Genomic DNA, 25,004 nt, shown 5'->3' on the forward strand with positions numbered 1-25,004 from the left:
TGATGACGACTTCACCTATCAAGCTCACCGTGGAAGACAATGTTGCGACATTGACGATCAACCGGCCCAAGACTCTGAACGCGCTCAACACAGAGGTAATCGATGCCTTCAACATTGCGCTTGACCAGATCGAGTCCGATCCGGAAATCCGGGTTGTAATCTTCACAGGCGAGGGCCGCGCCTTTATTGCGGGCGGCGATATCGCCGACCTGAACTCGCGGCAAGGCCTCGATCATTATGGTCAATTTGCTGAAGACATCCATCGCCTGTTCCGGCGCATCGAAGTCCTCGACAAGCCGACCATCGGCGCCGTCAACGGCTACGCGCTTGGCGGTGGGACGGAGCTCCTGTTGACGCTCGATATCCGGCTTCTTTCTAGCCAGGCGATGCTTGGCCTGCCGGAAATCAATCTGGGGCTGTTTCCGGGGGCAGGGGGCACGCAGAGGATCATCCGGCAGATTCCGTCCTGTTGTGCACGCGAACTCATGTATCTGGGCGACATGATCTCGGCCGAGGAGGCGGTGCGAATCGGCCTTGCCAACCGCGTCGTTCCGCATGATGCCCTCTTGGACGAGGCGCGTGTACTGGCCGCACGCCTGGCGGATAAATCGCCTCTCGTGTTGAAATTCTTGAAACGGACGCTGATCGACGGTGCGGATATGCCGCTCTCGGCCGCGTTGCGTCATGAGCAGGCGATGATCGGCCTGGTGCTGGACAGCCGTGACGCCCATGAAGGATGCACAGCTTTTCTTGAAAAGCGTCCCGCACGCTTCACAGGGGAGTAAGCGCCCATGGCTGAGCTGCTCATGCCGAAATTCGGTCTGACCATGACGGAAGGTCAGATCACCGAATGGCAAAGAAAGCCGGGCGAGCGGTTCTCCAAGGGTGAGGTGCTGTTTGTCGTTGAAACGGAGAAAGTTGCCAACGAGGTGGAGGCGGAAGCCGACGGTCAGTTGCTCGAACTACTGGCCGGAGAAGGCGAGATCGTTGCCGTTGGCCTGCCGATTGCACTGGTATCGTATGATGGTGTTTCGAACGAGCCGGCACTTGCATTGGTGACGACGCCACCTCCCGCCGCGGCGATATTCGATGCGCCCGCTGCGCGCAAGCTGATGCGGGAACATGGACTATCTCCCTCCGAAATCTCCGGCAGCGGGCGGGGTGGACGCATCATGAAAAGCGATGTGCTGCGCATTGTTGCCACGCCACTTGCACGCCGCGCTGCCCAGCAAAACGATGTCGATCTGCATGAACTGACGGGCACCGGTCCCAATGGCCGTATCAAGGTTGTCGATGTCGAGCGCGTGCTGGCTTACCAGACGGACGAGGCTACCGAACAACCAGCAATCGCCAAGCCGGCTCTCGGCCCCGTTCTGCAGAAGCCCGATTTCGTTCGTCTGGCAACGGCACGACGGGTACAGGGCGCAAAACGCGACATTCCGCATTTCTACCTGACCCGGATGGTCAACGTGCAGGCGCTCGGCCAGTTGCGCGATAAGCTGAATGCCGACGGCGGCGAACGGACGCGGATTTCGGTGACCCATATGTTGGTCAAGGCGCTTGGCCTTGCGCTCGTGGAAATGCCGGGGGTGAACCGCATCTGGACGGACGATGGCATCCTTTCCTTCGTTTCCGCCGATATCGGAATGGTGACCGAAACTCCGCAGGGCCTGCGCATTCCGATGTTCAGGGATGCGGGGCACGTGGCGCTCGACGGCATTGCCCGAACGGGAACCGATCTTGCCGCTCGCGCTCGCGCCGGCCAACTCACCCCAACCGATGTCGGCGGCGGCGTGATGTCGATTTCGAATGTCGGCATGTTCGGCGCAACGAGCCTTACGCCGATCATCAGTCCACCGCAGGCGATGATCCTGGGCGTGGGAGCTGAACAGCAGGTGTTCCGACCGGATGGCACGGGCCAGCCAAGTCTTTGCCAGGAGATTTGCCTGACACTCGCGGCGGATCATCGCATCATCGATGGCGCTGACGCCGCGCGCTTCCTTCAATTTGTATCGCGCAATCTCGAGGAGCCGCTCCGGCTCTTGCGAGCGCCGATCAGCACGAATGCCTGAGAGAAAGAGATTGCAATGAATTTCGATCTTACCGACGAACAATTGATGATAATCGCCACCGCGCGGCAGATCGGCGAACGATTTGGCACTGAATACTGGCGCGTCAAGGATGCTGCGAAGGAATATCCGTTCGAGTGCTGGCAGGCGATCTGCGATGCCGGCCTGACGGGGGCCATGCTGCCCGAGGAATACGGCGGAGCGGGGCTCGGACTGGTCGACATGGCGCTCATGATCGAGGAGTTGTGCAAGGCCGGGGCCGGCGCGACATTGGCCCAGATGTTCATGCTCAATCCTGTTTTCGGTGGTGTAGCCATCAATAAATATGGCAGCCCCTCCATGAAGAGGGAATGGCTTCCGAAACTCTGCTCGGGCGAAATGACATTCTGCATGGCGTTGACGGAGCCAGATGCAGGGACCAACTCGCTCAGTTTGAAAACCACGGCGCGCCGCAACGGTCCGGTCTGGCGCATCAATGGCCAGAAGATCTGGATTACCGGTGTTCCACAGTCTGAAAAGATGCTTGTGGTCACACGCACCACGCCGGAAGCGGAGGCGCCTCGCAAGACCTTCGGCATCACTCTTTTCATGATCGACACGAAGCGTACCGGCCTTTCGCACACGCCGATCGAGAAACTGGGCACCAATACGCTGCCATCGTCGTCGGTTTTTTTCGACGATGTGGAGGCTCACGAGGACGAGGTGATCGGGACGATCGATGGCGGCTGGGAGCAGTTGCTCGACGTGCTGAACACGGAGCGTGTCGTCACGACGGCGGGTTTGGTCGGCGCAGGATATCTCGGCATTTCGCTAGCCGTAAACTATGCGAAGGAACGCAAGGTCTTCAACGGCAAGCCGATCGGCAGTTACCAGGGGGTCCAATTTCCGCTTGCCCAGCACTGGGCGGAGATTGAGGCCGCGCGGCTGCTTAATCTCAAGGCCGCCTCCAATTTCGACAATGGATTGCCCTTCGGCTCGGAGAGCAACGCCGCAAAGCTGATCGCAAGTCAGGCCGCTTCGGCTGTCATCGAACGAGCAATGCAGGTGATGGGTGGAATGGGATACGCCAAGGAGTTTCATGTCGAACGACTGTGGCGCGACGCACGACTGTTCCGGTTCGCTCCGGTCTCGGAGGAGATGATTCTGAATTTCATCGCGATGAACAATCTCGGTTTGCCTCGCTCTTACTGACCTTTGGGGATCCTGACCATGCGGAGTTTCACGGTCATTTTTCCCATTACCGCCAAGGCCCGACCAGTGCTCACCAGACCCTGACACTATGTCGTTCGGCCAAATAACAGCTCCAATCTTCACTGTTCGAGGAAAACCAAACTGAGAGATCAAGACGCAAAATAAATTTCTGAAAGGGGAGGACAGGAAATGAAATACTGCGAAACGATAAAGGGTTACCGGCGTAGTCTAGCTGAACGACGTCCTGCGAACAAATTTTCCAACGGGAGGACAGATCATCGCTTTCGCCGGCAGGTGCTTGTTTCTTTCGGAATTGTGCTCGGTGTACTTGTGGCAGGTGTGCACCCCGCCGCGGCAACAGACCCTTCGGAACCGCTACCACACATCGAGAAATTGGCCAGGCCATCCTTAAAGGACAAGAAGGACGCGCAAAAGGACAAAAAGGACGTTCATTCCGAGAGTATCTCAAACAGGCAGCCGATGGACTCCGCCGCGCGCGCCCAGGCCCTGGATAAGGTATATGGCTATAAGGGATGGAATATCATATTTCCATCTTTCGCCGACAGCCTGACTCAAGACGATGGTTACTGGCGAACTAGGCTGGCATCATACGGCTTTGGGTTCCAGACCCAAAACTCAGCCATATTCCAGGGCAATATTCTCAACACACCTCGGAATGTGCCCTCGGCTGGCTTTCTGCCGTGCCAGCCAGCAAACATTCGCTACAATTGCGCGGGAGGGCGTTCGTATGCCGGGCAGCAGCCCCTAGCCTACATTTCTGGCCTTGGGTTTTTGACATATGACATGAGCCAGTGGGGGATTCCTGATGGTCAGATTGCTGCCGCCGGTAGTTATCAGATCTCCACGGACCAGCAGTTCAGTCCAACCACTTTCCGTTTCCAGGGCCTGTCATGGTACCAAACACTGGCTGATAAAAAATTTGAATTCCAAGTTGGATACTTCCCGTCCATGCCGGAATTTGCCGGAACGTTCGTTGGTGGTCTCGTAACAAGTCCGTTCGGTCCGTCTGCGTCAGTGCCAATCGTCTTGGGGCAGTCGCCAAATAGTATGGGAACTCCGAACTTCCGCGCAACATGGAACATCACTGACGAACTATATGCGCAGACAGGCATTCAGAGAAGTCTACCGGTTAATGGGCCTACGGGGAATCCAATTTATGACGAAGTAAAGTCGAATCCTTCGGGCTTTGGCTTCACGTCTTCAGTCCCCGGAACCCGAATATTGTATACCAACGAGCTTGGCTACAAGACGCAAGCGGCGCCAGGGAATCCATTTACATGGCTTCGTACCGGTTTAATGTACAACTCGTCCACATTCAAAGATTATAGCCGGCTCCTCGTGGATCCTACCGCGACGAAGGATGGTGCGCTCGGGTTCTACGCTCTTGGTGACTACCAGATATGGCAACAGGATCCGTCCTCACCTAACACCGCATATCGGGGGATCTATCTGGGTGGCACCTTTATGTACGGCCCGCCGGAAACAACGGCTTTTACGCAGTACTATGAGGCTCGCGCCTATTGGTTTGCACCGTTCGACAGTCGACCACGAGATATGCTCTCCATTATTTATAGCCACAATAAAGTGAGCAAGAATGTTCAGAGAGTCATAAATAACTTCTCTGAGTTCACAAATTTCTCCGCGATTGATTCTTCAAATAGCATCACAGCCTCGTATATGTTTAATATTAGGCCAGGACTATACGCGACTTTCGGCGCCGGATATACCGACAAACCAAGTCTTCAGTACTTCAAAGGCGAAGGAAGTTCTCTAAGCTTGTTATTTAGTATCTATGCAATGCTGTAGGTATGCAGCATTGATGGAGTCTCGTGCGTGACTTCCGACAAGTCATCTGCGAGGGCTTCCCCTCGATGAAAAGGAGCGTCCGGGCGGTGGCTTTCAAGATCCCGCTACGGACCGCCCAATGCGCAATTCCATGAGGAGGACAAGATGAGGCAAATACTGCATGTGAAGCCACGAAACACGAAACAGGGAGAGGATGAAACCACGATGGGTCAGCTCGATGCTATCCTTACGCTCGCAGGCAGGAGAGCGCTTATAACCGGAGGGGCATCCGGCATGGGCCGGGCGGCATCGCTGCTGTTTGCCGCTCATGGCGCCCACGTCATCATCGTCGATCGAAACGGTGAGGGCGCCGACGACACGGTGGCAGAGATCCGCCGGCTGGGAGGGTCTGCAGAGGCGCACAGGGTCGATTTGGTTGACCAAAACGCTCTTGATGGATTCATCGACACATTCGTGCGTGATGACGAAGTCCTCGATATTCTGTTCAATCATGCAGGGCTCCCGGGCCCGCCCGCATTCCAATACGATGCCGAGAGTTGGTATACCTGCATGGCGATCAACGTATGGGTTCCGATGATCCTGACCAAGCGACTGTTGCCGCAACTTCGTCGCTCTAAATCTGCTTCCATCATCTGCACGGCATCGATCGCGGGGCTTCGTGCCGTGTCTTTCCTGCCGACATATTCTGCGAGCAAGGCCGCGCTGATCCAGTTCGTGAAGTCGGCTGCGCAAATGCTCGCGGCCGAGGGCATTCGAATAAACGCGATCTGCCCAGGCGCGACCGATACTCCGGCTTTGCGACGGGATCTCAGTGACGGGACGCTCAACACGACGATTGAGGCTATTGCGGCCAGTGTGCCGATGAAGCGAATGGGTACGCCACAGGATATGGCGCACATGGCACTATTTCTCGCGTCCGATGCGTCGAGCTTCATGACGGGGGTCGCCATCCCCGTCGATGGCGGTGCTACCGCCTGACATCGGCCTTCGCACACATTGGAGCAATTTGCTTGCTCCTGAATACGCAACGAGAACCTATCGAGAGGATGACAACGTGGAAAACACTCAACTGCATCTCCCCGGCAAGCTTGGAAACCCTGATCTGGTAATCAGGGACGACCCGCGCGCCGACCGGCGCCTCGTCGCCGCTTTGGACGCGGCTCAAATGGGCGGCGAGCCGCCGGTCTATATCGACGCAAATACGCCACTTGAGGGTATCCTCCAGTACCTCAGTGCGGCCGAGGCAGGGTCCGTGGCATTCTTTGAAGCCTCGGTCGCTGGCATACCGCCGGTGGAGGGTGTGACGACCAGCGTCGCGAAGACGACTGGCGTGGATGGAAACGAGATCACGCTTTACATCCACCGGCCGGATAATACCGACGGTCCGATCCCGGGCGTGCTGCACCTGCATGGCGGCGGAATGTGCATTCTTGACGCCGAAGGGCCGCTCTACACCCGGTGGCGCAACGATCTAGCCACCAGGAAACTGGTGGTCATAGGAGTTGAGTTTCGCAACGCCGCCGGCAGGCTTGGTGCGCATCCTTTCCCCGCCGGACTTAACGATGTCACATCCGCGCTTCGTTGGGTGAACGAGAACAAAGGGAAGCTCGGTATCTCCAAGCTTGTCATTTCTGGTGACTCAGGTGGAGCTAACCTTGGCCTGGCGGCCACACTCAAGGCCAAGAGGGAGGGACGGCTGCCTCAGATTGATGGCGTGTACGCCCTTTGCCCGTACATCTCCAACGCTTATGTCCAGAAGTCGCCCGCTCTGCAATCACTCTACGAAAATGACGGGCTGTACACTCCCCTTGCTGTCGTGGCCGCGACCGCGATTGCCTACGACCCCAACGCAGAGAACGCTGACAATCCGTTGGCGTGGCCCTACCACGCCAGCAAATCCGATCTCGAAGGACTGCCTCCCCATGTCGTTTCGGTAAATGAACTCGACCCATTCCGCGATGAAGGCCTTGGCTATTACCGGAAACTCCAGGCTGCCGGCGTGCAGTCAAGAGCCAGAACGGTCAACGGCACATGTCACGCTGCCGAGATCAACTTTATGAAGGCAATCCCGGATGTGTATCACGCGACGCTCGGTGACATTGCCGGTTTTGCGTATTCGCTTTGATCGCTGAAAGGAAAAACGTCATGCAAAAATCCGCCATCCAGGAAAAACCTCACCCGATCGATGTTGACATGCTGATTGTCGGGGCGGGCATCACGGGCCTCTACCAGCTATATTGCGCGCGCCAGGCGGGCTTCAGGGCGATAGTGGTCGAGGCAGGCGATGGCATCGGGGGCACGTGGTTCTGGAACCGCTACCCCGAGGCCAGGTTCGATTCGGAGAGCTACACATACGCCTATTTATTCTCCAAGGAGCTCTTTGAAGACTGGCGGTGGACGGAGCATTTCGCCGGGCAACCCGAGATCGAACGCTATCTCAACCATGTCGCGGACCGGTTCGAGTTGCGTCAACATGTTCGCTTCGGTGCCAAGGTCACCTCCGCGGTGTTCGACGAGGAAACTGGCACGTACACCGTCAAGACAAGCGATGGCAGCACGCATATCACGAGGTATCTCGTCGCGGCCACGGGCGTGCTTTCGGTGCCGTTCTTCCCCGCCGTGCCCGGGCGCGATGACTTTATCGGGGAATCCTATCACACAGGGCTTTGGCCTTTTGCGCCCGTCGATTTCAAGGGCAAGCGTGTCGCTGTCGTCGGGACCGGCTCGAGTGGCATTCAGGTCATCCCAGCAATCGCCGACGAGGTGGCCTCACTGACGGTCTACCAGCGCTCGCCCAACTGGTGCACCCCGCTTAACAACCGGCCAATCACGATTGAAGAGCAGGAAGAGCTTCGGGCCAACTACCAGGCAATCAAGCAAAAGCTCGATACCAGCATCAGCGGCTTCCTGCACGAACCGAACGACCGTGCCTCCACCGATGACAACAAGCACGAGCGCGTTGCCTTCTTCGAAAAGCTTTGGGCTAGTCCTGGTTTCTCGAAGATGACCGCCAATTACACTGATTTCTTTACGAACCCCGATCTCAGGAAAGAGTTCTCAGAGTTCCTCGCCGGCAAGATTCGCAGCATCATCAAAGACCCAGCAACTGCAGACAAGCTCATCCCGAAGGATCATACATACGCCCAGAAACGCCCTCCGTACGCGACCGGATTTTATGAGGCGTTCAACAAGCCCAATGTTTCCCTTGTCTCCCTTGATGAGACCCCGATGTTGCGCGTGACGCAAACTGGCATCGAGACGGCGGCAGGGTTGGAGGAGTTTGACATCATCGTCTGGGCGACCGGCTTCGATTTCGCTCGCGCGCTACACAGCATGGGCATTCGCGGACGCAACGGAGTCGCACTGGAAGAGGCCTGGAAGGATGGCCCGAGCACATTTCTCGGTATCCAGGCCGCCGGGTTCCCGAACCTCTTCTTTCCTGGCGGTCCACATGGTGCTGCCGCAAACAACCCCCGCTACAACGGCGATCAGATCGACTTCATCATGGAGCTTCTCCGCCACATGCGCGAACACGGCTACACCGTGGTGGAACCCACCCAGGATGCGGAGGACGAGTGGAGTAACATGATCAACAGTCTAGCCACCTACACTCCTTTTTCCCCGGAGCACAGTTACTTTTTTGGCTCCAACATTCCAGGCAAGCCACGCAAGTTCCTTCTTAACCCGGCGGGGCGAGGAATGCTCTTCCAGGTCATGGCCAAGAGCCGCGAGAGCAAGTTCAATACGTTTGCCATGTCGACTGTGACGGCTGCCGCCGTTTCCGCGTAGCGCCGGCAGGAAAGACAGGTTGGTCAGGCCAGAGAGGACAATGGACGATGATGGGAACCCATACTGCCATGCATAGTGGTGCGGTTTCCGCGTCGGCCGTTAGAACTGCGTCGATAGGAGGATGGGTATGGTGATGACAACAAGAGCCAATTTGGGTGCCCGCGAATTCCGGGTAGCCAGACTATTCCACCCCACTATTCACGTACCGGACATTCCGGAAGCCGAACGATGGTTCGAGCGCGTTTTTGGGCGCAAGAGTACGTCCCTGGAGGTGATGCTGCCATCGACTCCCGCCTACCCCACCGACTATTCGACTTTCACCGTCGTGCGGGACGTGCTGTTTGACTCCATCGATCCCAAACGGCACTTCGTATCCGGTTTTCAACGCTATCCCGCGGTGCAGGTGCCGACCCTCAAGGGGCTCGGCTGGTACGTCGACGGGATGGTCGAGTTGTACGGTGATCTTCGTCGCCATGGCATTCGTTCCATGAACCTGTCGGACGAAATCGCAGATGGTGACGATCCGCCATTGTCGCCGGGAGGAGGCGTCGTGGTTTTCTTCACGGTGCCGGCGGACGCCGGGTTGCAGTACCAGTTTTTCCGCGAAGGAACGCCGTTTCCTATCGATCCCCGGGCGACGCCTGGTTGGATTCTCCCGCCTGTCGACGACAATGACCCCCTCGGCATCGAGCATTGCTCCCACCACACGATCCTGACAAGCCGTCCTGAGCGGGCACTCAACTTTGTCGTGGACACCCTTGGCGGGGTGGTCTTGCACCAGGGGCGCAACAACGTGCTGGGTACTACGAGCACGTTTGTCGCACTTGCCGATGGCCTGCTGGAATATGCGGTGCCCGATGTCAGGACGCTTAGGCACGCTGACCTGGAGGCACCAGAGCCAAACGATTCCTACCATTCCATCACCTGGAAGGTAAAGGATCTCGACCGCGTCGCGCATCACCTGGCGGCAGAGGGTGTGGGCATCCAGGTACGGTCCAAAGACGTGATCGTCACAGACCCAGCCACCAGCCTCGGTATTCCATGGGGATTCACAACTTCGCTCCGGCCAGGCGATCCGCGACGAGGTGGCGACAACATGCAAGCGTAGGCAGAAATGCGGCGCCTAATCCGCAGGGTGGTGATCAATAGGAACCGGCGCAAAAATGGCTGACGTTGCTCCGTCAGCCCCAGCTGACGACCATCACGGGGAGAAGGGATGCTTGAGCGCTGAGATTTTCAAATGCGTATGTCTCACGAGACAACAGCAGGCCTATGAGGCGGCTAGTCTTCAAAAGCGCCGATGACGTCTACGGTCAAGCCGATTTCGGCGAGTATGGGAAAGACACGTTCAAGGCTGTTGTCATGGGTCTCCCGACGTAGATCGGTTATTGCATCAGATACGACGACGAGGCCGTAACCGAGGTCATAAGCCGCCCGGGCGGAGGACTCGATGCCTATACTTGTTGCAACCCCGACAAGCACCAAGCGTGTAATGCCGCGTTCCTTCAGGATGGGATCGAGTTCCGTGCCCGCAAAACCGCTCCAAGTTGTCTTCTCGATCAGGATGTCTCCGGGGACCGGATGTAATCCGGGAAGCGGCGAGAGAAAATCAACCGGCGCCTCTTGGCCTTCCGTTTTAACGCTGCCGTTTCGGCTTGGACGCGCATTTGGACGAAAGGTGACGAACACGACAGGGAGCTGATGGCGGCGAAACACCGTGACCAACTTCGAGGCGTTCTCGATCACACCGGCGATTGGATGAATGAAGGGATTCTTTGCCGTGCCCTGCTGTAGGTCGATGATAACAAGGGCGGTGTCGATCCCGATCGCGCGGAGGGTCATTTTAAACTCCAAAATAGGATAGCTTCGAGAATTATGAATTCAGGGCGAGCCGCGACTTGGCTGCCATTGGAGGCTAACTGGTCTACCCAATTTGAGCGAGGGGTTTCTGTGGCAAACGGAGTTGGTACGCCGATCGGTATGCGGGCGCAATTCAGTCTTTGATGACGTTTGTCATTTTGTCTCCTGCAGCGGACGAATTTCTGGCGTGCACAGATGAGCATTCGGTTAAAGATGGCGACGTCGATCGCAGCCTCCGTCTGTTGAGCGGGTAATGATCTCGCCACGCCGGGCCTTGACACCGTGCCTTTCTACCCGCCATTGGCCCGCGCCATCGATCTTTAACCCGGCGCCTTCAACCAGAACTTGAAGGCCCCTATCTGCGATAAGCTGACGGTCACTGCCTTTGGCGGGTCGCATCCAGGCTCTTGCCCACTGGCTGAGGGTCTTGTGGTCGGGCATGGGAAGCTCCAATCCCATGAGCTTAGTCACCAAGCCCAGCAATCCTTCACCCTTTCGGAGCGACAACCCAAACGCCATGCCGAGCGTCAAGGTGGCCTCGATGGCAAGATCCGAATAGCGCGGTTGGCCGCCGCGTGTCGTGCGTCTTGGCGAAGACCCCGCTTCATACTCCCGCCAGTTCGTCACCTTGAATTTCATCTTGCCGATGCGATAACGGCGAGCGACGTTATGCTTATGCTGTTTTACCATTTGGTGCTGACCCGGCTGTTCTGCCCAACCGAATGAAAAGCAATCAATCTCAAGCCGCATTCAGGGTTGTGACGAAATGAAAAACTGGGTGAATTCTGAGCAGAAATCAACAGAGCGCCGTCAGTACACTGCGTCCTGGCCAGTTTGTGGTTGGCTGATGATCCGATAGCATGGTGCCTATGGGGAGCATCATGCCCGCTGCGACCGTCAAGAAAATGAAGTTAATCAACGTAGCATAGGAGGCAAGCTTCTCGAACTTCAGAACCAGTTTGTAGCCGACGATTGCCACCACCATTGCAACGACGCCGAGGACACTCTGAAACAGTGTCCCTTGTTCCATTCCGGTAACATCCACCATGGCTTGCGCGCCAGTTTGAATGAAGAAGATGGCGAAACCGAACTGTACACGGGATTGGATCATCTGGGGCAGGTCCATGCGCGGCCCCTGGGCGCCGTGAACAGCCTGAAACATTGTGCCGCATGTACTTCCCACGACGACCGCAACCAGAGCCCACACAAAATCCAGGCCATAGAGCGGGCCGACAGCTCCGGTATAAAGTGTAATCAGCGTCGCATTTATCATGAACCACAGTTGGAATTGTGATCGAAGATTGCCGTGTCGTTCAGCTTCCGGAACGAAGTCGAAGGAGCGCGCTTCGACAAGATCTTGGTTTTCCATTTCCCCCCTTGTGGATGCCGAATCCGGACATCAAAAATTGAATTCGTGATTGGTCATCGATGTGACGCCGGGGAGAGTAGGGCTCGTTTTCTGTCTGTGCTCGTCTTTGCTTGCCGTATCCTTGTCACAGGTGGCCATTTTTGGCCCACGGGGATCGTGCACGGGCGCGCACCATACGTGCTGCTGGCTCAGTGCGCAGTGCAGTCTCATGTCGTCCCGTTCTGCGACGGCTGGCCAATTGAATGGACTGCCCCGGACCATTTGATGGACGGAGCGTGATTGGCAACTTCGAGCAAACGATTGGCACGGAGAGACCAGCACCGGGCGAGGAAAGCGCTTAGTCAGATGCTAAAGCTTGGTCACATCGAACATACCGTCATTAGGAGAACCCTTCATGAGGACGCTCATCCTTGCTCAACTCTTGCTGTGCAGTTCGGGTTTGCTGATGTCGCAGGCGTCCGCTCAAGATCTGAAACGAGCCGATGTCATCCACTGGTGGACTTCGGCATCCGAAGCAAAGTCGATCAAGGTCATTGCCGACGCGTTCAAGGCGGCCGGCGGGGAATGGGTCGATGCCGCCGTGGCGGGCACAGACGCTGCAAAGGCGGCGGCAGCTACCCGCATACAAGCCGGCGATCCGCCCGCTGCGGTGGTCTATAATTCCGTTAAAGACATTGATGATCTTGTCGCCAACGGGCAGATCACCAACCTCGACGATGTCGCCGCGTCCGGAAAGTGGAAGGCAAACATGCCGGCTGCGATCCTCAGCGCGATCACACGCGACGGACACATCTACGGCGCGCCAATCAATCTTGGGGTCAACAATTACCTTTGGTCTTCCCCGATTGCTCTTGCCAAGATTGGCGTCACCGAGCCACCCAAAACGTGGGACGAGTTTTTTGCTGCCGGCGACAAGCTCAAGCAGGCGGGCATCATTCCATTTGCCCAGTCCGGAATGTGGTACTGGTATCTGATGACCTTCGGCAACGTTCTGGCAACCCAAAGCGCGGACGCCTACACGAAGTTCCACATGATGGATCCGACTGTTTTCGATATGCCCCAATTCAGGAAAGCCGTCGAGATTTTCGCCCGGCTGCGTGACTATTCAGATCCCGGAGTTTCAGGGCGTGAGTGGAACGCTTCCAACTCCATGATCATCCGTGGCGAGGCCGCCTTCCAGTTGATGGGAGATTGGGCAAAGGGCGAAATTCTCGCTGCCGGTAAAGTGCCGGGCAAGGACGTCCTGTGTACCGTCGGCCTCGATAATTCTCCGGTCTCGATCAGCGGCGATGTCTTCGCATTCCCGGCGAATACGAACGCGGACACGGTTGCCGCCCAGAAGCTTCTCGCTGAAGTGGTTACTACGCCGGCTGTCCAGCTCGCATACAGCGAGACGAAGGGATCGTTGCCCGTCCGCACCGATGTCGAAGGCGCCAAGTTCGACACCTGCGCTCAAATCGCCTTGGACCAGGAGGCGGCACATTCCAGCGTGCCGGGCTATCCTGTGCTTCTGTCACCCGATGCAGCGGGGTCGATCGCCGATGTACTCGGAAACTTCTGGGTCGATACATCGGCGTCCGGAGACGATCTGATCGGCCAGTTGCAGGACGCATTTTCCTCGCTCCGGTAGCGAGTCTTCGAGCCCTTTCCATGAGGGACGCGCAGGATTTTCATTCAGGAAGGATTGGCCCGTTGAAGAAACCGCTCACTGGTATTGGCGCGCATATCGCCCTCGCGCCCGCCTGGATCATTCTGATTGTCGCCTATGTCGGCACGGTGATCTGGACTGTCCAGATCTCGTTCACCAACTCCAAGGTCGTTCCGATCAACACATTTGTCGGCCTCGACCAGTATGCCCGCCTTTTCACGTCGCTGCGATGGTTGCAATCCTTGCAGAATATGCTGGTGTTCGGCGTCCTGTTCATTGGCGGATGCCTCGTCGTCGGGTTCGTTCTGGCGGTGCTTCTCGACCAAAAGATAAAGGCCGAAGGGGTCTTCCGCACCGTATTCCTCTATCCCTACGCGGTTTCCTTTATCGTGACCGGCCTTGTCTGGCAGTGGATCCTCAATCCGACGCTCGGATTGCAGCACGCCGTTCAAGGATTTGGCTGGGAAACCTTCACCTTCGACTGGTTGGTCAGACCGGACAGGGCGATCTTCGTCATGGTCATCGCGGGGATCTGGCAGGGCGCGGGTCTTGTCATGGCGCTGCTGCTGGCCGGCCTGCGTGGTGTGGACGGAGACCTTTGGAAGGCGGCGAAGATCGATGGTATCTCGCCGGTGCACTACTATTTGCGGATCGTGCTGCCGATCCTCACACCGACGATCGCCTCGGCCGTCGTGCTGCTCGCTCTTGGTGTCGTCAAGGCCTACGATCTCGTCGTGGCGCTGACCGGCGGCGGGCCTGGAGCGGCTACGGAGATGCCGGCGAAGTTCGTCATGGACTATCTCTTCGGGCGTCAAAACCTCGGTCTTGCCACCGCCGCGTCCACCGTCATGCTGGTGAGCGTGATCGCAATGCTCGCTCCCTGGCTCTACTTCCAGTCCTATCAAAAGAAACGCAAGGCAGTCTGACCATGGCGAAAGACATCTTTCCCGAACATGCCAGTGGCGCGCGCCCACGACAGATCGACGCTGCGCGTATCGGTCTCTACGTCTTCCTGATTGTTTCTGCCGCAGTCTTTCTCTTCCCGCTCTACGTGATGATCGCAACGTCGCTGAAGAGCATGGACGAGGTTCGCCAAGGTTCGATCTTTGCCTGGCCAGCCTCTCCCTCGGTGGAGGCCTGGAAGACTGCCTGGTCCAGCGCCTGTACCGGCCTGAGCTGCGAGGGCGTGCAGGCAGGTTTCCTCAACTCGATCAGGATCCTCGTTCCCAGCACAATACTCCCCATCGCGCTCGGTTCGGTCACGGGATACGCCTTGTCGTTCTGGCGTCCAAAGGGCGGAAACATCCTGTTTGGCGGGCTGCTTCTTGGCATGTTCGTGCCCTATCAGGTGTTCATCTATCCGCTCGTGCGCTCACTTGCGGCCACCGGTCTGTACGGAAACCTCGGGGGCATCGTCACCGTCCATACGGTCTTCGCGATGCCGATCATGGTCCTGTTGTTTCGCAACTACTATGCGGCCTTGCCGCTGGACCTCTTCAAGGCCGCGCGCATTGACGGTGGAAATTTCTGGACAATCTTCTGGAAACTCATGCTGCCGATGTCGGCCCCGATCATCATCGTGGCCGTCATCCTGCAAGTGACGGGCGTGTGGAACGACTTCCTGTTCGGCCTGATTTTCGCCGGTCGCGACAATCTGCCGATGACGGTGCAACTCAACAATATCGTCAATTCGGCGCGCGGCGCAAAAGAATACAACGTCCATATGGCGGCGACCATCCTCACCGCGATGCTTCCTCTCGTCGTCTATTTCTTCTCGGGCCGCTGGTTCGTGCGCGGTATCACGTCCGGCGCTGTGAAAGGCTGATCCATGTCCAAAGTTTCCGTCAAGAATCTCAATATCACCTTTGGGCCGGTCAAGGTCATCAAAAACCTCGATCTGGAGATCACCAAGGGCGAGTTCCTCGTACTACTGGGATCGTCGGGTTGCGGCAAATCGACGTTGCTTAACGCCATTGCTGGCCTTCTCGATGTATCGGCGGGCCAGATCTGGATCGGCGAGAAGAATGTGACATGGGCCGAACCGAAAGATCGCGGCATCGGCATGGTGTTCCAGTCCTACGCGCTTTATCCGCGGATGACCGTCGAGCAGAATATGTCGTTCGGCCTGCAGATGGCCGGGGTTGCGAAAGCGGAGATCGTGCGCCGCGTCGAAGACGCCGCGCGCATGCTTCAACTCAAGCCCCTCATAGCGCGCCGTCCATCGGAGCTGTCCGGCGGCCAACGCCAGCGCGTCGCCATCGGTCGCGCGCTCGTCCGGGATGCGGGCGTCTATCTGTTCGATGAACCGCTTTCTAACCTTGATGCCAAGCTTCGCACAGAACTGCGTGTCGAACTCAAGAAGCTGCATGCCAGCCTCGGCTCGACCATGATCTATGTAACGCATGACCAGATCGAAGCGCTGACACTGGCGGACCGGATTGCGGTCATGCAGAATGGCGTGATCCAGCAACTGGCGTCACCAGCCGAGGTTTACGAGACGCCCGTCAACCGTTTTGTCGCCGGTTTTGTCGGTTCGCCAGGCATGAGTTTTCTCGAAGGCAAACTGAAGGTGTCCGGCGATGCGATCCTGTTTTCGACAGATGAGGGTGATCTCGATGTCTCGGGATATGGTTTTGCAGTTAAGCCCGGCGATGGGCAGCCCGTGACGCTCGGTATAAGGCCCGAGCAGCTGAGCCTTGACAGCGCAGAAGGCCGCAAGGCGAGCAAGCTGGCGGTATCCGTTTACGAGCCCATGGGCGCTGATACGCTGATCTGGGGAACGGTGCTGGGACAGGGCGCTTCTATGCGGATCGACGGCGAACGTCGCTTCACCCCGGCCTCCGGTGAGAGCCTCGATGTATTCTACCGGCCAAACCGTCTGTCCATCTTCGACCAGGCCAACGGAAACCGTGTCTAATAGAAAAATGGAGATCCTGACAATGTACACTGTCGCTTTCATCTTCAAGCGCAAGCCCGGCTTGCCGCTGGACGAATTTCTTGCCTATTACCGGGATAGTCATGGGCCATTGATGATTAGTCTGATCAAGGACAAAGGACTGATTTCCTATGAGCACCTTCCCGTCGATACAACTGTGACCGATGGTCGATACGTCGCCGATGACGGCCCGGCTTTTGATGCGATTTCGGTCTACAGCTTCGGCAGCAAGGAGGAGGCCGAAGCCTGCTGGGCCATTCCGGAAGTGATCGCCGACAGCGCAGCCTTCATCGACTTCGACACGATGGTGACCCTGCCCGCAAATCGTCGAACTGTCTTTCCGGTTTGATCGATGAGCGTCCTTTCCAGCCTGGCGAAGCCGCCCTTCAATCTCGATGCGGAAGCCATCGTCTGGGTCGAGGGGCTGCTTGCCCGCCTCAGCCTTGATGAAAAGCTGCAGCAGCTTTTCGTTCATTTGACGATCGGCGACGAGCCCGGGCCGATCGAACATCTGATGGCGCGAAAGCCCGGCGGTATCCACCGGTTTTTCGGCAACCGGATCGAGGAGGCATGGCAGGGAACCCGCCGCGCACTAGAACTCGAAACCGTTCCCCTCCTGATCACCGGCGATCTCGAGGCGGGCGGCCACGGTCCCTACAGTATGAGCCGGATGCCAAATCAGCTGTCAACGGCTGCGGCGGACGATCTCGAGCTTTCTGACCGGCTGGTGCGTGCCCTGGCGCGCGAAGGCCGGGCTCTGGGGTTCAACTGGTCTTTCACACCGGTGGTGGATGTCAGCAGGAACATCCACAGCGCAATTGTCGGCACCCGCTCCTACGGGTCGAACATCGAAACAATTATCGCCCAGGCAGTGACCCACATCAGAGCATTGCAGGAGAGCGGCATTGCTGCCACGGCGAAGCATTGGCCGGGGGAGGGGTTCGATCCACGCGACCAGCATCTGGTGACGACGATCAATCCGCTGTCCACAAGCGAATGGGACGACACGTTCGGGCGCATCTACCGCGCGGCTTTCGATGCCGGCGTCATGACGGTCATGTCCGCCCATATCGCCCTACCGAGCTGGGCTGAGAAGCTGGGCGTCCCGGACAGCGTGGAGCGTTATGCCCCCGCGTCGCAATCGGCGGCGCTCAATTTCGGCCTGATGCGGGACGAACTCGGCTTTAATGGTTTGATCGTCTCCGACGCGACCGAAATGGCTGGGCTCGGATCCTGGACGGATCGCGCCACGGCGGTGCCGCGCGTCATCGCCAGCGGATGCGATGTTTTCCTGTTTTCGAAGGACGTTGATGCCGATCTGGCTTTGATGAAACAGGGCATGCGGCAAGGGGTTCTGACGGAACAGCGGGTCGAAGACGCGGTCACCCGGGTCCTCGGCCTCAAGGCCGCTCTCGGGCTGCACCGCAAAAGCCGCGATGAACGCTTGCCGGCGCTGGATACGGTGCGAACCAGGGTTGACACCGATGAACACCGGGAAACCGCCCGAGCGGTTTCCGCAAAAGCCATCACGCTGGTGAAGGACACGACTGGAACCTTGCCTCTGACCGTTGAGAGGCATCGTCGTATCGTCATCATTTCGTCTGGAACCCGTGAACATCCGATCAGCGGCCCTCCAAAGCAGCTTGACGGTCTCATAGACGGGCTGAAGACGTCAGGCTTCGATGTCCGGCATTTCGATCCGGCGCAACCGCCGGCACCGGACAATGCCGATCTCGTGCTTCATGTGCTGGCCGTGGAGTCGGCGCTCACACTTTCGCGCATTTTCATCGACTGGAACCGTGATCACGGCGGCTTCCCACATTCGCTGGACCGGTATTGGCATGAAATTCCGACCGTGATGGTGTCCTTCGGGCATCCCTATCATTTGTTCGACGCGCCGCGTGTTCCAACCTACATCAATGCCTACACGACAATCGATGCTGCCCAGGAGGCGGTCGTGCGAAAGCTGACCGGTGCCGAGCCATTTTCGGGCGTAAGCCCGGTCGATGCTTTCTGCGGGTTGCCAGACGCGAGGTACTGATAAGGTTTCTCTGACGTTTGATATAACCCGCCGTGGCCCCCGGAACCGGACTAAGCATCGGCCCAAAGCCTCGCAGCGCTCATGTCCCGAGCGGCGATCGCCACCATAGCGCGCCGGTGCCGCAAGCTGGCGGCAGATTTTTGCGCCGATGCCAGATGCATCCGTTACCGACACTTTCCCAAAATGTATAATAGGTGGGCGGGCGGTTTCTATATGATTCTACGCACGACAATACAGGACTCAGCGTGTCAATGTTGCCATCGGCATCTGTCGAGGTTGTTCATCAGACCGTCCCGCAGGCGACACGGTGGCGGCGTGACCCCTTTTGATGGAGATGGCCGTTTTCGACGGTGCTGCAATGGCATCGGTTCAGGCCATGTTGTTGAAGAGTGTGCCGCGATGAAAAGCCGGCAATCGGCGGCGCGTCAATGCCTTGCCAGCAGACTGTTTGGGCTGTGACCATACGCTTTCTTGAACGTTCTCGAAAAGTGAGAAAGTTCGCAGAACCCTGCGGAGAAGGCAGCTTCGGTGACGCTGGAAATCTTTCGTTCGGTCAAGGCGGTGTACGCCCAAGCCAGGCGTTGCGCCTGAAGCCAGCCCATCGGCGTGGATCCTGTTTCGGCGAACAAGCGGCTGAGAGTGCGAACCGAAACGTTTTGGTCACGCGCAATCGCCTCCAATGTCAGCGAGTCGTCCGCGAGGTTGCTCTTCATGTAGCTTTGAACGCGCTGCAGTAGCGCCGAATGCGTGGAATTATGAAGAACGCGATTGCCGCCCGCCTGGCGAATCGCCGCGGCGATCATATCCAGCGTTGGGCCGCTGAATTCCATGGTGTCGATGCCGTCCGCCTTCGAGGCGATTTCGAAGGATTCCTGCATAAGTGACCCGACCAGATGGCCAAGGGGCCCGCCGGCCTTCAAAACCACCCCACCAAGGTCGTCCACGTTGGGAAGCCTGGCTTCGATTGTCGGTCTTGATATCCGAAGCAGTATGGAACGGTAGGCGCGCTTGTGATGATATAGATACGGGCGGCCGGCATCGTAGATCAGCACGTCACCCGTTTCATGCGCCTGTTGCTTACCATTCTGCTCGAACTGGGCGCTGCCTTCCACCATGAGGGAAACAAAAATATCATCGCGAGGACCACAGCGGAGATCGTGCTTGCGTCGTTCGTATCGAATGGGCGAGGATATGACGTCGCTGATTTCGACGCTGCCGAAGTTCAGGACTGCCGTGCGGGCATTAAAATCAGCCTTGTTTTCAACCGAGCCCAAGCAATGCGCATAGTTGCGGCACACGACTTCATGCCAGTAGTCGAACCTGTCCTTCAGACCCATGGTCTGCGTGGAAAACGGAGACTCCATCGCATTCTCTCCCTGACAAGCCGACATGATAGTAGGTGTAAGCAATATTCATGCCGACCTTCTACCCACCTGCAATATCTGCCAATTCAGCCATCTCCCCAATATGTCTGCCAAAAAATAAGGCATTAAATCGAGAAGTGTGCCTCGGAGACGCGCGCAACGCACGTTGCTGTAAGCCTCAGATCGCCTGCGACGCTTCAATCGCTACCGATTGGCAAGATAAGCCAAGTCTTTGGCATCCACAGGCAATCACCGAACTCCCCGCCGGATAGGATACGTCATGAAAGCGGACCGATGGCTGGCGAGGCCACACGGTTCGCTCACGTATCCAACGAGCGAGGACCCGGACGATGGGAAGGCAGTCAGTGCTCATAGCGACCGGCATTTCCAAGCAGTACGGTGGCGTTTTCGCTCTGGACAATGTTGGCTTTGAGTTAGTGGCGGGCGAAATTCACGGCCTTTGCGGGGAAAACGGCGCCGGCAAGAGCACGCTCGTCAAAATCCTGGGTGGCCTCGTTGAGCCGAGCAGCGGAGAACTTACGATAGACGGTCATGGCGTCGTGCTCGGCAGGCGAATTGACCCCTCGCTCATCACGATCGTCCATCAAGAGCTGTCCATCCTCCCGCATCTGAGTGTGCTCGACAATATCGTCATCGGAATGCAGGACAAAAGCATGCTGTACCTGCGAAAGCGTTATGTTGCGCGGGTGAAGCACCATCTTTCCGCGGTCGGACTTGATCATGTCGATCCATGGTCACGTGCCGGCGGTCTCTCCCTTGCGGAGCGTCAGTTGGTGGAGATTGCCCGAGGCCTTGCGAGCGGCGCCAAGGTCTTGCTGCTCGACGAGCCTACGGCCACCCTTTCCGATGCAGAGATCGAAAAAGTTTTCGCCGTCATGCGCAAGCTGAAGGATGGCGGAACGACCATGGTCATCATCAGCCACCGGCTTGATGAAATTTTTGCAATAACGGATCGCGTCACGGTGTTCAGGAGTGGGCGGCACATCTTCACCCGCGATACCGCCGCACTGACCGGGCCAGAACTTGTTCGCGCCATGCTCGGCCACGATGTCGAGCGTGGCGTGGAGCGGCCGGTCCGTGCAACTGGCAAATGCCGACTTGCCCTGGAAAAGGCCGAGGTCGCGGGGGCCTACGAGCCCTGTGATCTCACCTTCGCGGAAGGCGAGATCGTGGCCATTGTCGGTCAGCTTGGCTCGGGCGCTGACGTCATCCTGAAATCGCTTGCCGGCCTGGCGCCTCTTACCACCGGCGCCCTGCGGATCGACGGGCGGCTCGAAGAGCTGTACTCCATTCGGGATGCGGCGTCACAGGCAATAGCCTATGTGCCGGAAGACCGCGCCGCGAAAGGCGTGTTTCTCGATGCTCCTATCGGCGTTAATCTGACGTCGCATTCCCTCGCCGATCTCTCCCGGGGAGGCGTGATCTCAAGAAGGCGAGATCGAAAGCGCACCCGGGAACTGGCTGAAGCTCTCACGATTGATCCCCGCCGAACGCTGGAAAACGTCTCGGTTCTGAGTGGCGGCAATCAGCAGAAGGTGGCTCTGGGCAAAGCGATTGCTCCGGCCCCGGACGTCCTGCTTCTCAACGAACCGACGCGCGGGGTCGATATCGGTGCGAGAGCCGATATCTACGACCGCCTCCGCCGGAGGGCGGACGCGGGTCTGTCGATCATCTTCTATTCGACTGATCTCGAAGAAGTTCTGGAGTTCGCAGACCGGGTCATCACGGTCTTCAGGGGCAAAATCATTCGCGACGCGTCCCGCGTCGGATTGACAAGCGAAAGCATTCTTCACGACATCCTCCACGGCCCTGAAAAGGAAGCAGCATGAGCATGTCGGTCAAGACAGATATTGCAAAGATGACGCGGGCGAAATGGTTCTCCGGGCTGCTCGCTCCGACACGCATTCAAGCAACGGCGGTGCGGTTCGCGACCTTGGCCATGATTGCAGTGGCCGCTGCTGCCGTGCCGGGTTTTGCCTCGGTCCAGAACCTCAGCGCGGTAATGTTCTCTGCCTCCGCCATTGGAATTGCCGCCTGCGGCCTGGCGTTGGTGACCATCAGCGGAAAATTGTTCATGCTGTCGATCGGCGCCACAACGGCTGTCTCCACGATCGTCTTCGCCAGCCTGTTGGGCTACGGCGTTCCGGCTGCCCTTGCAGGGACTGTTCTGATCGGCCTCATCTGCGGGTTGATACAGGGTTGTCTCGTTGGTTTTCTTAGAGCCAATCCCATCATCTCGACCATAGCCGTTGCATCGATCATCACGGGGATCGGCTCATGGTTTTCCGCGGGGCGCACGATCACTGGTGACGGGACTTCGCTCTGGCTGGGCGTTGGCCATGTCTTGCCCGGTATTCCAAACCAGGTTCTCGTCTTCGTCGCCGTCTTGCTGGCGGCCGAGTTCCTGCTCTCTCGCACGAGAGTGGGCCGTGAACTGCAGTTGAATGGGATCAATCCCGTCGCGGCCGAGTTTGCCGGCCTGCGGACGGGGACGGCCGTAACCGCGGCTTATTGCTTTGCCGGAGCCGCCGCCTCTCTTTCCGGCGCTTTGATCGCATCGCAGGCGGCTCAGGGAAATCTGTCGCTCGGGGCCGACCTCGATTTTAGCGCAACCGCCGCAGTGCTGGTCGGCGGAGTTTCAATCTCGGGAGGGCAGGGCCGTATCTACGACGCCGCGACCGGCGCTTTGTTCCTGGCGATTGTCGGCAACATCCTGATTTTGAAGGGCTACGCCTTCGACACGCAATTGATGGTCAAAGGCGCGGTCGTCCTGCTGTCCGTGTTGGCCGGCGCCGCCCTGACCCGCAACCGCAAGAAATGAGGAACGGATATGCTCGAACTTCGACAACAGACCGCCTCGGACCTGCTTCGCAATTTCCTGCTGATAGCCGTGCCTGCGGGCTTCGCGTTGACCACCGACTACTATTTGTCGAGTGGCAATCTGTTTGCGCTCGCCCAGACATTTTCTCTGGTCGGTCTTGTGGCACTTGGTCTCTCGCTGACGATGATCGTCGGTGAGTTCGATCTGTCAGTCGCGCCGATGGTGGCGGTGGGCGGGCTCATCCTCGCCAAGACCGGGGAAAGCAGTGCGTTTATCGGCGTCGCGCTTGCTGTTCTGTTCGGGGCGGCAGTCGGTCTGCTGAACGCGCATCTGGTTTTCCGACTGAAAGTTTCTTCTCTGGTGACCACACTTGGCGCCATGATCCTTTTGTCCGGTTTCGCCTTTTGGATCGCGGGTGGGCAGGTGGTCCCCTATAACAATTTCGATGCGGCCGACGCCGTCGATCAGAAGATGTTTTACATGCTCTCCCCACGCATTCTGGTCACCTTGGCTGCCTTCGTGCTTGCTGCTTTCGTGCTGCGCTTTACCCGCCTGGGTCGCGATCTCTACGCAACAGGCAGTCACCGGCAGTCCGCCATCATGAGCGGCGCGCGCACGGGCCATGCGTTGTATTTTTCGTTCTGCACCTCTGGCATCTGCGCTGCGCTCGCCGGCGCTCTCTTGTCGATAAGCCTTGCGACGGGATCGCCAACACTGGGCAACACGCTGCTGGTTCAGGCGGCTTCGGCAGCCATCCTCGGCGGTGTGGCGCTCGGCGGTGGCACGGGCCGTCCGCTTGGTATCGGCGTCGGCGTCGGCGTGCTCGCCGCGCTGAACAATGGTCTGAGCCTCGCTGGCGCAAACTCCGCGACCACGCAACTGGTCAACGGAGCCGTCCTTGCCGTCGTCGTCATACTCGGCGGAGACCTGGGACGACTCATCAAATCGCGTCGCCGGATTCTCGCTTCGAGGTGAGTGGTCGCCATCCCCATCAACCCCAAAACCAATAAAAGGGAACTTAATGATGTTGCTCAAATTTGCAATTCGCCGGGCCATGTTCACGGTGACAGCCTCGGCCGCAGTTGCTGCGTCCGTCGCTTACAGTGGCGCTGCGCGTGCAGCCGAAGGCAAGTCAGTCGTCCTGTTGTCTCCGACCGAAGAGTGCACATACTGCGCCGACTATGTCCGCTTCTTCAGGACCGCTGCGGCCAAAAAAGGCCTGAAACTCGAAATCACCACATCGCCCTTCGATCCCGCCAATCAGGCCAACCAGGTCGAACAGGCGATCGCCAAAAAGCCTGACGCGATTGTCCTCTGGCCAGTCGATGCGAATGCCTTGGTGCCGTCGATGCGCAAGATCAAGCAGGCAGGAATTCCGCTTGTCATAAGCGACGCTCCGCCCAACGCTCAGTCGGAGAGGTTCTGGGATGTCTTTACCGGGGGCGACAACGTGGCCGTCGGAAAACAGTCGGCTCAAGCAATGGTCGGTGCCTTCAAGGCCAAGGGTCTTGGCACTGAGGGCGACATATTCGCGATCACCGGGACGCCGGGTACTCCGACCAGCATCATCAGGATGGAGAGTTTCAAGCAGGAACTGGCAGCAATTGCTCCGGGCATCAAGATCGTGGGCGAGCAACCGGGCAATTGGGACCAGAGCGTCGCGACAGATGCGGCAGCGGCCCTCTTTACGAAATTCGGCCCCTCGATCAAAGGCGTCTATTCCGTCGAAGACGTCATGATGGCCGGAGTGATCGTTGCCGCGCAACGTGCCGGCATCGATCCGGGGAAATTGGCCCTGGTAGGGGTCGGTTGCGAGCTTCCCGGATACAACAACATCGAATCCGGCGTTCAATATGCGACGGTTCTTTTCGATGCTCGGTCGGATGCGCTTTATGCCGTCAACGCCGTGTCGGATCTGCTCAATGGAAAGACCCAGGAAAAATACGTCTACTTTCCGGTTCCTGTCGTCACGAAGGACAATCTCAGCGTTTGCAATGCGGCGTTGGGCAAGTAGCGGGCGGAAATCGAACTCCGCGCTCAAAAAAAGAATGAAACGCAGCCAAGCCAAT

Annotated in this window: 21 protein-coding genes and 1 pseudogene; 18 read left to right on the forward strand and 4 right to left on the reverse strand. The window is 58.0% G+C overall.

Translation table 11 applies throughout. The annotated features are described in order from the left end of the window. Window positions 1-2: 2 nt before the first annotated feature. The 8 genes from HB780_RS00895 to HB780_RS00930 all read left to right on the forward strand — a co-directional run bounded on the left by HB780_RS00895 (window position 3) and on the right by HB780_RS00930 (window position 9,984). The gene (locus HB780_RS00895) at window positions 3-785 is read left to right on the forward strand and encodes an enoyl-CoA hydratase/isomerase family protein (RefSeq protein ID WP_183685891.1); all 783 of its coding nucleotides are present in this window, start codon (window positions 3-5) and stop codon (window positions 783-785) included. Window positions 786-791: 6 nt separating this feature from the next. Further along, window positions 792-2,072: a dihydrolipoamide acetyltransferase family protein gene (locus HB780_RS00900; RefSeq protein ID WP_183685892.1), complete on the forward strand. Its 1,281-nt coding sequence runs from the start codon at window positions 792-794 to the stop codon at window positions 2,070-2,072. Between the two features lie 15 nt (window positions 2,073-2,087). Then, on the forward strand, window positions 2,088-3,260 hold the full coding sequence (locus tag HB780_RS00905) for an acyl-CoA dehydrogenase family protein (protein WP_183685893.1): 1,173 nt from the start codon (window positions 2,088-2,090) through the stop codon (window positions 3,258-3,260). Window positions 3,261-3,449: 189 nt separating this feature from the next. Then, a complete protein-coding gene (locus HB780_RS00910) occupies window positions 3,450-5,087 on the forward strand; it encodes a carbohydrate porin (protein WP_183685894.1) in 1,638 nt (545 codons plus the stop codon). A gap of 204 nt (window positions 5,088-5,291) precedes the next feature. Then, window positions 5,292-6,065 (forward strand): SDR family NAD(P)-dependent oxidoreductase, encoded by a 774-nt coding sequence (locus tag HB780_RS00915; RefSeq protein WP_286202841.1) that lies wholly within the window; start codon window positions 5,292-5,294, stop codon window positions 6,063-6,065. Window positions 6,066-6,141: 76 nt separating this feature from the next. After that, entirely contained in the window at window positions 6,142-7,212 is a 1,071-nt protein-coding gene (locus HB780_RS00920; RefSeq protein WP_286202811.1) for an alpha/beta hydrolase fold domain-containing protein, read from the forward strand. Between the two features lie 20 nt (window positions 7,213-7,232). Then, a complete protein-coding gene (locus HB780_RS00925; protein WP_183685898.1) occupies window positions 7,233-8,876 on the forward strand; it encodes a flavin-containing monooxygenase in 1,644 nt (547 codons plus the stop codon). 127 nt (window positions 8,877-9,003) lie between these two features. Then, window positions 9,004-9,984 carry a VOC family protein gene (locus HB780_RS00930; protein ID WP_286202812.1) on the forward strand — a complete coding sequence of 327 codons (981 nt, stop codon included), beginning with the start codon at window positions 9,004-9,006 and terminating at the stop codon, window positions 9,982-9,984. 173 nt (window positions 9,985-10,157) lie between these two features. Here the strand turns inward: HB780_RS00930 and HB780_RS00935 are convergent, their stop codons facing one another. The 3 genes and pseudogenes from HB780_RS00935 to HB780_RS00945 form a co-directional block, all read right to left on the reverse strand. Further along, entirely contained in the window at window positions 10,158-10,718 is a 561-nt protein-coding gene (locus HB780_RS00935; RefSeq protein ID WP_183685900.1) for a cysteine hydrolase family protein, read from the reverse strand. 282 nt (window positions 10,719-11,000) lie between these two features. After that, window positions 11,001-11,375: pseudogene (locus HB780_RS00940) on the reverse strand (transposase); the annotation flags it as partial. 157 nt (window positions 11,376-11,532) lie between these two features. Then, window positions 11,533-12,105 (reverse strand): cytosine permease, encoded by a 573-nt coding sequence (locus HB780_RS00945; protein WP_183685904.1) that lies wholly within the window; start codon window positions 12,103-12,105, stop codon window positions 11,533-11,535. Window positions 12,106-12,499: 394 nt separating this feature from the next. On the opposite strand from HB780_RS00945, the gene HB780_RS00950 reads away from it, so the two are divergent. From HB780_RS00950 to HB780_RS00975, 6 genes are read left to right on the forward strand one after another with little or no spacing between them, the layout of a single operon-like run. Next, window positions 12,500-13,735 (forward strand): ABC transporter substrate-binding protein, encoded by a 1,236-nt coding sequence (locus tag HB780_RS00950; protein WP_183685906.1) that lies wholly within the window; start codon window positions 12,500-12,502, stop codon window positions 13,733-13,735. Window positions 13,736-13,755: 20 nt separating this feature from the next. Continuing rightward, window positions 13,756-14,679 carry a carbohydrate ABC transporter permease gene (locus HB780_RS00955; protein WP_435693843.1) on the forward strand — a complete coding sequence of 308 codons (924 nt, stop codon included), beginning with the start codon at window positions 13,756-13,758 and terminating at the stop codon, window positions 14,677-14,679. A 2-nt stretch (window positions 14,680-14,681) separates the two neighbouring features. Beyond that, on the forward strand, window positions 14,682-15,578 hold the full coding sequence (locus HB780_RS00960; RefSeq protein WP_183685908.1) for a carbohydrate ABC transporter permease: 897 nt from the start codon (window positions 14,682-14,684) through the stop codon (window positions 15,576-15,578). Window positions 15,579-15,581: 3 nt separating this feature from the next. After that, the gene (locus tag HB780_RS00965; RefSeq protein ID WP_183685909.1) at window positions 15,582-16,670 is read left to right on the forward strand and encodes an ABC transporter ATP-binding protein; all 1,089 of its coding nucleotides are present in this window, start codon (window positions 15,582-15,584) and stop codon (window positions 16,668-16,670) included. Window positions 16,671-16,692: 22 nt separating this feature from the next. Further along, a complete protein-coding gene (locus HB780_RS00970; RefSeq protein WP_183685911.1) occupies window positions 16,693-17,037 on the forward strand; it encodes an EthD domain-containing protein in 345 nt (114 codons plus the stop codon). A gap of 3 nt (window positions 17,038-17,040) precedes the next feature. Next, window positions 17,041-18,729, forward strand: a complete 1,689-nt coding sequence (locus HB780_RS00975) for a glycoside hydrolase family 3 protein (RefSeq protein WP_183685913.1) — start codon at window positions 17,041-17,043, stop codon at window positions 18,727-18,729. Window positions 18,730-19,154: 425 nt separating this feature from the next. On the opposite strand, the gene HB780_RS00980 is transcribed toward HB780_RS00975, so the two are convergent. Beyond that, window positions 19,155-20,093: a helix-turn-helix domain-containing protein gene (locus tag HB780_RS00980; RefSeq protein WP_183685915.1), complete on the reverse strand. Its 939-nt coding sequence runs from the start codon at window positions 20,091-20,093 to the stop codon at window positions 19,155-19,157. A 365-nt stretch (window positions 20,094-20,458) separates the two neighbouring features. On the opposite strand from HB780_RS00980, the gene HB780_RS00985 reads away from it, so the two are divergent. From HB780_RS00985 to HB780_RS01000, 4 genes are read left to right on the forward strand one after another with little or no spacing between them, the layout of a single operon-like run. Beyond that, complete coding sequence (locus HB780_RS00985) at window positions 20,459-21,943, forward strand: sugar ABC transporter ATP-binding protein (RefSeq protein ID WP_183685916.1); 1,485 nt, start codon at window positions 20,459-20,461, stop codon at window positions 21,941-21,943. Beyond that, a complete protein-coding gene (locus HB780_RS00990) occupies window positions 21,940-22,935 on the forward strand; it encodes an ABC transporter permease (RefSeq protein WP_286202813.1) in 996 nt (331 codons plus the stop codon). Before HB780_RS00985 ends, HB780_RS00990 begins: the two co-directional genes overlap by 4 nt. Window positions 22,936-22,944: 9 nt before the next feature. Next, a complete protein-coding gene (locus tag HB780_RS00995; protein ID WP_183685918.1) occupies window positions 22,945-23,910 on the forward strand; it encodes an ABC transporter permease in 966 nt (321 codons plus the stop codon). Window positions 23,911-23,956: 46 nt separating this feature from the next. Then, window positions 23,957-24,949: a sugar ABC transporter substrate-binding protein gene (locus HB780_RS01000; RefSeq protein WP_183685920.1), complete on the forward strand. Its 993-nt coding sequence runs from the start codon at window positions 23,957-23,959 to the stop codon at window positions 24,947-24,949. Window positions 24,950-25,004 lie beyond the last annotated feature (55 nt).

The organism is Rhizobium lusitanum (genome assembly GCF_014189535.1).
Taxonomy (GTDB): Bacteria; Pseudomonadota; Alphaproteobacteria; order Rhizobiales; family Rhizobiaceae; genus Rhizobium; species Rhizobium lusitanum_C.